At 63.2% G+C, this 8,574-nt stretch carries 6 protein-coding genes; 5 read left to right on the top strand and 1 reads right to left on the bottom strand.

Annotated features, from left to right (window positions below; genetic code table 11):
* Positions 1–21 precede the first annotated feature (21 nt).
* Positions 22–1,212, bottom strand: a complete 1,191-nt coding sequence (gene metC, locus C2U70_RS20400; RefSeq protein WP_140980215.1) for a cystathionine beta-lyase — start codon at positions 1,210–1,212, stop codon at positions 22–24.
* Between the two features lie 332 nt (positions 1,213–1,544).
* On the opposite strand from metC, the gene C2U70_RS20405 reads away from it, so the two are divergent.
* The 5 genes from C2U70_RS20405 (at position 1,545) to C2U70_RS20425 (ending at position 8,386) form a co-directional block, all read left to right on the top strand.
* Positions 1,545–2,561 carry an amino acid ABC transporter substrate-binding protein gene (locus C2U70_RS20405; protein WP_140980216.1) on the top strand — a complete coding sequence of 339 codons (1,017 nt, stop codon included), beginning with the start codon at positions 1,545–1,547 and terminating at the stop codon, positions 2,559–2,561.
* 24 nt (positions 2,562–2,585) lie between these two features.
* Positions 2,586–3,791, top strand: coding sequence for an amino acid ABC transporter permease (locus C2U70_RS20410; RefSeq protein ID WP_140980217.1), 1,206 nt, complete (start codon positions 2,586–2,588; stop codon positions 3,789–3,791).
* 13 nt (positions 3,792–3,804) lie between these two features.
* A complete protein-coding gene (locus C2U70_RS20415; RefSeq protein ID WP_140980218.1) occupies positions 3,805–5,325 on the top strand; it encodes an amino acid ABC transporter permease in 1,521 nt (506 codons plus the stop codon).
* Between the two features lie 11 nt (positions 5,326–5,336).
* Positions 5,337–6,077, top strand: coding sequence for an amino acid ABC transporter ATP-binding protein (locus C2U70_RS20420; RefSeq protein WP_140980219.1), 741 nt, complete (start codon positions 5,337–5,339; stop codon positions 6,075–6,077).
* Positions 6,078–6,157: 80 nt separating this feature from the next.
* On the top strand, positions 6,158–8,386 hold the full coding sequence (locus C2U70_RS20425; RefSeq protein WP_140980220.1) for a tetratricopeptide repeat protein: 2,229 nt from the start codon (positions 6,158–6,160) through the stop codon (positions 8,384–8,386).
* Positions 8,387–8,574: the final 188 nt, after the last annotated feature.

Here is an 8,574-nt window from a genome sequence, read left to right on the forward strand (position 1 = left end):
CGCGATGCCCAGCGCGAAGGCTCAAATTGCCGCGTTGAAGGCAGCAAAGCCGCGATCGAGGTCGGCCTTGAGGTCCTCGACATTTTCGAGCCCGATGTGCAGGCGCAGCGTCGGGCCGCCCGGCGACCACTTTGTCGCGGTGCGATAGCTGTCGCAGTCGAAGGGAATCACCAGGCTCTCGAAACCGCCCCAGGAGAAGCCCATGCCGAACAGCTTGAGCGTGTCGAGCATCGCATCGACCGCCTTCTGTGGCGCGGGCTTCAGCACGATGCTGAACAGGCCGGAGGCGCCCGTGAAATCGCGCTTCCAGATGGCGTGGCCCGGATCGGTCTCGAGCGCGGGATGCAGCACGCGCGCGACCTCGGGTCTGGCCGCGAGCCAGCGCGCCATCTCCAGTCCCGAGCGCTGGTGCTGTGCGAGCCGCACCGCGAGCGTGCGCATGCCGCGCAGCGCCAGGAACACATCATCCGGCCCGGCGCAGACGCCGAGCAGGCGGATGGTCTCTGATAGCAGCGGCCAGGCCTTTGCGTTGGCCGAGATCGTGCCGAACATGATGTCGGAGTGACCGCCGATGTACTTGGTCGCCGCCTGCATCGAGATGTCGACGCCCTGTTCGAGCGAGCGATGATAGAGCGGGGTTGCCCAGGTGTTGTCGTCGATGACGAGCGCGCCGCGCGCATGCGCGACCTCGGCGATGGCAGGGATGTCGGGCATCTCGAAGGATTGCGAGCCCGGCGCCTCCACCAGGACCGCGCGGGTGTTCGGCTTGAATAGCTTTTCGATGGCACCGCCGATCAGCGGATCGAAATAAGTGGTCTCAACCCCGAAGCGAGAGAGCAGGCCGTTGGCGAAGTTGCGCGAGGGCCGATAGACGTTGTCGCAGATCAGGAGGTGATCGCCAGCCTTGAGCACCGCGAGCAGGGTGGTCGAGATCGCCGATAGCCCGGACGGCACGAGGCCGACGCCGGCGCATTGCGGGCCCTCCAGCGCCATCAGCGTGTCCTGCAGCGCGCGAGTGGTCGGCGTGCCGTGGCGGCCGTATTGGAACTCGCCGCGATGGGCGTGCAGGTCCTCGGCGGTCGGATAGAGCACGGTCGATCCGTGGAAGACGGGTGGATTGACAAACCCTTTCTGCGCCTTGGTGTCGCGGCCGGAGGTGACCAGCCTGGTCTCGGCGTGCTGGGAGGGCGGGTTGTCGTGCGCGGAATTCATGCGAGTGCTTTCAAAAGCGGCTGTCCGGGCGCACAAAACGTGCAGCGGGGCAGCGGGAGAGACTTATTGGCTAATAGCAGGACACAGAAGAGTCCCGTCAACCCCTTGACCCGGCACGCAAGTCGTTCTGTGATGCGGGGGTGCTATTCAGTCGCCGCATGTTGAGGGGCCTGCCGCGACCTTCGATCCTCCGCCTGACCGAACCATGCGTTCAAGCTCAAAGGGCAAACGCGTTGCGGCGGGGATTTAGGGGTTTGGCCCGTCGAGATGCGCGATGTTCAGCGAACGTTCCAACGACGGCTCCTTGAGACGACCCTGAAAGGCCTCAGCCCATGAAACGCGTATCTCTGGTTCTCACTCTTGCTCTCGCCACCGGCTTCGCCACGCAGGCCGCCCAGGCGCAAACGCTCAAGACGATCAAGGACCGGGGCTCGCTGTCTTGCGGCGTCAGCCAGGGCCTGCCGGGCTTCTCGGCCCCGGATGACAAAGGCAACTGGACCGGCCTCGACGTCGACATCTGTCGCGCGCTCGCGGCTGCGATCTTCAACGATCCGAGCAAGGTCAAGTATGTGCCGACATCGGCCAAGGACCGCTTCACCGCGCTGCAGTCCGGCGAGATCGACGTGCTCTCGCGCAACACCACCTGGACGATTTCGCGCGACACCTCGCTCGGCGCCAACTTCACCGGCGTGACCTATTATGACGGGCAGGGCTTCATGGTGAAGAAGTCGCTCAAGGTGAATTCGGCGCTGGAACTCAACAGCGCCTCGGTCTGCGTGCAGACCGGCACCACGACGGAACAGAACCTCGCCGACTACTTCAAGGCCAACAACATGAAGTACGAGGTGATCGCGTTCGGCACCAATGACGAAACGGTCAAGGCCTACGAATCCGGCCGCTGCGACGTCTTCACCACCGACCAGTCCGGCCTCTACGCCAACCGCCTGAAGCTTGCCAACCCCGCCGATCATCTCGTGCTGCCGGAGATCATCTCCAAGGAGCCGCTCGGCCCGATGGTGCGCCATGGCGACGACCAGTGGTTCGACATCGTCAAGTGGACGCTGTACGCGATGGTCACGGCGGAGGAGCTCGGCATCAACCAGAAGAACGTCGACGAGATGGCGAAATCCGAGAAGCCGGAGTTCAAGCGCGTGCTCGGCACCGACGGCAATTTCGGCGAACAGCTCGGCCTGACCAAGGACTGGGTGGTGCGGATCGTGAAGCAGGTCGGCAATTACAGCGAGGTGTTCGAGCGCAACGTCGGCGCCGGCTCGCCGCTCGGCATTGCCCGTGGTCTCAACAATCTCTGGAACAAGGGTGGTCTGCAGTACGCGCCGCCGATCCGCTGACCGCTCAAAGCCCACGGCTGCGGCATGAGCAACGAAGCTCGCAAACCGCCGGCCCAGATCGCGCTGAAGCTTCGGCGCATTCTGGGCGGCAAGGCTGGCTGGAACGGCGTCGCCGTCCAGCTCGCTTTCGCCGCGGTCCTTGGCTGGATCGCCTTCGAAATCGTCTCCAACGCCCGCGCCAACCTGGCAAACCAGCATATCGCTGCGGGCTTTGGCTTCCTCAGGAACAATGCGGGGTTTGACGTCAATCAGACCCTGATTTCGTACACGGGCTCGGACACGTTTGGCCGCGTCTTCGTGGTCGGCCTGCTGAACACGCTCGTCGTATCGATCGTCGGAATCTTCTTCGCCACCGTCATCGGCTTCATCATCGCGCTGTGCCGGCTCTCGCCGAACTGGCTGTTGTCGCGGGTTGGCGAGATCTATGTCGAGCTCATTCGTAACCTGCCGCTGCTGTTCCAGCTTCTGTTCTGGTATCTGGCGGTGCTCGCGGCCTTGCCCAATCCGCGGCAAAGCATCTCGTTTTTCGGCATCTCCTTCCTCAGCAATCGCGGCCTGGTCGTTCCCTCGCCAATCGGCGAGCCCGGCATGACGGCATTCCTGGTTGTGCTTGGGCTCGGTATTGTCGCCTCGTTTGCGCTGCGCAGTTATTCGCGACGGGCGCTGTTCCAGCGGGGGCAGGTCATCCGGATCTGGCCCTTTGTGCTGGGCCTCGTGATCGGACTACCGCTTCTGACAACTCTGGTGTTCGGGCTCCCCTTCACCTTCGAGTTTCCGCAGCTCAAGGGTTTCAACTTCGCCGGCGGCTCGCGGATCATTCCGGAATTCGTGGCGCTGACGGTGGCGCTGTCGACCTATACGGCAGCTTTCATCGCCGAGATCGTGCGCGCCGGAATTTTGTCAGTCCATAAGGGACAGATGGAGGCGGGCGCGTCGCTGGGCCTCAGCCGCGGCACGACGTTGCGGCTGGTCGTGATCCCGCAGGCGATGCGGGTCATCGTGCCGCCTCTCACCAACCAGTACCTCAACCTCACCAAGAACTCCTCGCTCGCGGTCGCGATCGGCTATCCGGACCTGGTGTCCGTGTTCGCCGGCACCTCGCTGAGCCAGACCGGGCAGGCGATCGAGATCATCGCCATGACGATGGGCGTCTATCTCCTGATCTCGCTGGTGACGAGTGCCATCATGAATGTCTACGGCTGGCGCATCAACCGGAGCCTCGGAGCATGAAGGGGCTTGGCGCATGACGGATATCACGGCGTCACCCTATGTTCGGCAGGATATCGTTGCCGAACGTCCCGCGCCGGTGAAGACCACCGGCTTTGTGGGCCTGATGCGCTCGCGGCTGTTCAACTCGCCGACCAACATTTTGCTGACGATCCTCGGCGCCTTGCTGCTCTGGTACACGGTCATTCCATCCATCACGTTCCTGTTCGTCGACGCGGTCTGGACCGGCAAGGATCGCACGGCCTGTCTTCCCGAGAAGGCTGGCTTCGTCGTCGGTGCCTGCTGGCCCTATATCCAGGCAAAACTCCCGCAGCTCATGTACGGCTTCTATCCCGAGGCTGAACGCTGGCGGGTCAATCTGACGTTCCTCCTCGCGGCTGTCCTGCTGGTGCCGATGCTGATCCCGCGCCTGCCGGCGAAGGGGCTCAATTCCGGGCTGTTCTTCGTCGCCTTTCCGGTGGTCGCATTCTTCCTGCTGCGCGGCGGCGGCATCACCGGTTTTGGCGTGAGCTGGACCGCGGGCCTCCTGCAACTGGTCGACGACAGCGTCATCAGTGCCGGGCAGGCGTTGCTCAATCTGAGCAAGAGCTCGGCGATCGGGCCACTGCTGTGGATCATCGGCCAGTTCATCACGGTCGTCGGCACGGCGATCCAGTGGCTGATCTTTCCGCTGACCTGGCTGCGGGACATGATCCAGTCGAGCAGCCAGCCGGTCTGGGGCGATTTCGCGGTCACCGCCGTGATTGTCACACTGCTGGTGTTCTGGCTCCGTGGCGGCCTGCGGACCGGATGGCGCGCGCTGGTGCCGAGCATTGTGACCTTCATCGGCATCGCCATCGTGATCAAGCTGATGGCGCTCGACAAAGGGGGCCTGCCGATCGTCGATACGCGGCTGTGGGGCGGTCTTCTCGTGACATTGGTGGTCTCAGTCGCCGGCATCGTCACCTCGATGCCGATCGGGATCGCGCTGGCGCTCGGCCGCCGCTCCACCATCCCGCTGATCCGGCTGTTCTCGATCGCCTATATCGAGTTCTGGCGCGGCGTGCCGCTGATTACCGTGCTGTTCTTCGCCACCTATATGCTGCCGCTGTTCCTGCCCGGCAATTTCACGGTTGACGGCCTCGTGCGCGCGCTGATCGGCATCGCGCTGTTCACCGGCGCCTATCAGGCCGAGAACATCCGTGGCGGGTTGGCTGCAATCCCGCGCGGGCAGGGCGAGGCGGCCTCTGCGCTCGGCCTGTCCTGGTGGAAGACGACATCGCTGATCGTGCTGCCGCAGGCGCTGCGTCACGTGATCCCGAACCTCGTCAACAGCTTCATCTCGCTGTTCAAGGATACATCCCTGGTCTCGATCGTGGCGCTGTTCGACCTGCTGGGATCGCTGCGGGCTTCGTTCGCCGACCCCGTCTGGACCACGCCGTCGACCGCCTTCACCGGTTTTGCCTTCACCGGCGTGATCTATTTCATCTTCTGCTTCGGCATCTCGCGCTACTCGCTGTTCGTCGAGCGCCGGCTCAACGCGCACAGCCGCAACTAAACGGGGTCACCATGTCCGCCAACCCGATCGTCAAGATTTCCGGTCTTAATAAATGGTACGGCGATTTCCACGTGCTGCGCGACATCGATCTCGACGTCGAGAAGGGCGAGCGCATCGTGATCTGCGGCCCGTCCGGCTCCGGCAAGTCGACGCTGATCCGCTGCATCAACGCGCTGGAGGAGTTCCAGGAGGGCGAGATCGTCGTCGACGGCATCGAGCTCGGGCCGAACCTGAAGCATATCGACGCCGTCCGGCGCGAGGTCGGCATGGTGTTCCAGAGTTTTAACCTGTTTCCGCATTTGACCGTGCTGGACAATTGCACGCTGGCGCCGATCTGGGTGCGCAACATCCCGAAGAAGGACGCCGAAGCGACCGCGATGAAATTTTTGGAGCGGGTCAAGATCCCGCATCAGGCCAACAAGTTTCCGGGCCAGATGTCCGGCGGTCAGCAGCAACGCGTCGCGATCGCGCGGGCGCTGACCATGAACCCCAAGGTGATGCTGTTCGACGAGCCGACCTCGGCGCTCGACCCCGAAATGGTCAAGGAGGTCCTAGACACCATGGTGGACCTCGCCAAGGAGGGCATGACCATGCTGGTCGTGACCCACGAAATGGGCTTTGCGAAGGAGGTCGCCAATCGCGTGGTGTTCATGGATGCCGGTCAGATCATCGAGTCCAACACGCCGAACCAGTTCTTTGCGACGCCGCAGCACGCCCGCACGAAGCTGTTTTTGAGCCAGATCCTGCGCTGAGCCAGCGCCGGAAGCGCCGCCGCGCGGCCGGGCCGGCGAATCAGCTACACTCTCAGCGGGTCTTCCGCCGGAGAACAAATTTGCACAGCAGCGCAGGAGCGCGCGCGTTCCAGAACGCGCGATTGCAGAAGAAATTCAGGAAGCAGGCGGACGCGATTTTCCTTACGGCGAACACGGCCTTTACCCAAGGCCGGCGTGCGGAGGCGGAGGCGCTCTGCCGTCAGATCCTGAAAGAGCTTCCGGATCACTTCAGCGCTTTGCATCTGCTTGGACTGTGTGCATTCGCAGGCCGACAATACGAGGCTGCAAAACAGGCCTTCAAGCACGCCGTGACCGTCGACCCGCGCTCGCCACAGGCGCTTTCCGATCTCGGGGCTACGCATTTCGCGCTTGGGCAATATGAGGACGCCCGCATAGTTCTGGAGAGGGCCGTCGCGTTGAAGCCGGGCTTCCCGCTTGCGCTGGCCAATCTCGGCAATGCCCTGCTGCATCTGGGCCAGGTCGCGCAGGCTATCGAAGCGTACGATCGCGCGATCAAGCTGAAGCCCGACTATGCCGATGCACTCTGCAATCGAGGTCTGGCGGAGCTGGCACTGCGCAGGCTCGACCGCGCCAGGCAAAGTTTCGAGCGAACTCTATTGTTTCAGCCGCGGAACGTGGAGGCGCTCGTCGGCAAAGGTCTCGTCAGTATCGAGCTGAAGACCTACGACGAGGCGAAAATTGCGCTTGAAGCTGCGCTCGCGATCCGGCCGGATTCGCCGAAGATCCTGTCGCACCGTGGACGGCTCAATTTCGAGCTGTCGAGGTTCGAACAGGCGGCGGCGGATTATGACGCAGCGCTTGCGGCTTCGCCCCGGCTCGAGGTGGCCTTGGAGGGGAAGGCACAGGTCTCGCTCAGCATGGGCAACACGGCGCAGGCCATCGCAGCCTGCACCGCGTTGCTCGAGGAAAATCCGCGCTCTGCGGCAGCGATGGCGCTGCTGAGTGCCTGTTTTGCAAACCAGGGAGAGATCGCGCGGGCGATCGAACTTCTCGACGCTGCGCTGGCCATTACGCCTGATGCGGGCTTGATCGGGCGAAAGATATTCTTTCTGGACTTTCTCGCCGACGCCGATTTCGCAGTCCAGCAGGTGGCGCGAAAGCAATGGTGGGACGCGATCGGCAGCAAACTGCCGCAAAGAAAACTTGCACTGAGGCCGCTGGACCCAGATCGGCGGATCGTGATCGGTTATGTGTCTGCCGAGTTCTGGTACCACTCGGCGGCGTTCGCGCTGTTGCCGATCCTGCGCCATCATGATCGCGCCAAATTCGAGATCGTCTGCTATTCGTGCTCGCAGACACAGGATGAGGTGACCGGCCGGTTCAAGCAGTTGGCGGACGTCTGGGTCGATGCCTGGCAGCTCTCGGACGACGACCTGGCCGATCGCATTCAGGCCGACAAGGTCGATATCCTGGTCGACGTATCCGGACATACCACCGGCAACAGGCTTCCCGTCTTCGCGCGCAAGCCCGCGCCCATCCAGGTCTCGGCCTTCGGACATGCCTCCGGCACGGGCCTCAAGACCATGGATTACGTGCTCGCGGATCCCATCTTTATTCCGGAGTCGGCGCGACATCTGCTCGCCGAGAAGGTCTATGACCTGCCGTGCCTGAACACGCTCGATCCGATCCTGGACGTGCCGCCGTCGGAGCTTCCGATGCTCCGCAACGGCCACGTGACCTTCGGCGTGTTCAACCGCATCAACAAGATCTCGGACGCCGCGATCGGCGTGTGGTCGAAGGTGATGCGGGAGGTGACGGGATCGCGGATGATCATCAAGCACACCCTGCTTGACGATCCCCTGGTGCGCGAACGCCTCCTGGCGCGATTTGTGGCGCAGGGTGTGTCCGAATCTGACATCACCTGCCTGGGCTTGACCTCGCGCCACGAGCATCTCAGGGCCTTTGCGCAGGTCGACATCTCGCTCGATCCATTTCCGCAGAATGGCGGTATCAGCACCTGGGAGTCGCTCTATGCGGGCGTCCCGGTCGTTGCCAGGCTCGGCAACGCGTCGTCGTCGCGCGCCGCGGCCTCGATCGTGACGGCGGTCGGTCTCGATGAATGGATCGCCGAGGACGATGATGGCTACGCCGCGATCGCGTGCAAATGGGCGGCGCAGCCGGCTCATCTGGCGAAGCTGCGTGCGGACTTGCCGGCGCGGATCGCGGCTTCGCCCGCAGGCAATGTCGCGAGCTACACAGCCCGGGTCGAGGCGGGCTATCGCCAGTTCTGGACCGATTATTGTGCCTCGGCGAAGCCCGAAACCTAGAATTTTAGATAATTCGGTCGCCGGCAAGAAAGCATGTCGCCAGTCGCGTCCGGCGTCTTCATGCGTCCGAAAGCTCTCTCTGCGCATGTGGCGCGCGGAGGGGGACGACAATGCTCGGTTTCGTGTTCGGTCTCAACGCCCGCATGGGGCGGTTGCAGTTTTTTCTCGCCACGATCGCGCTCGCGATC

The organism is Bradyrhizobium guangdongense (genome assembly GCF_006483445.1).
Taxonomy (GTDB): Bacteria; Pseudomonadota; Alphaproteobacteria; order Rhizobiales; family Xanthobacteraceae; genus Bradyrhizobium; species Bradyrhizobium guangdongense_A.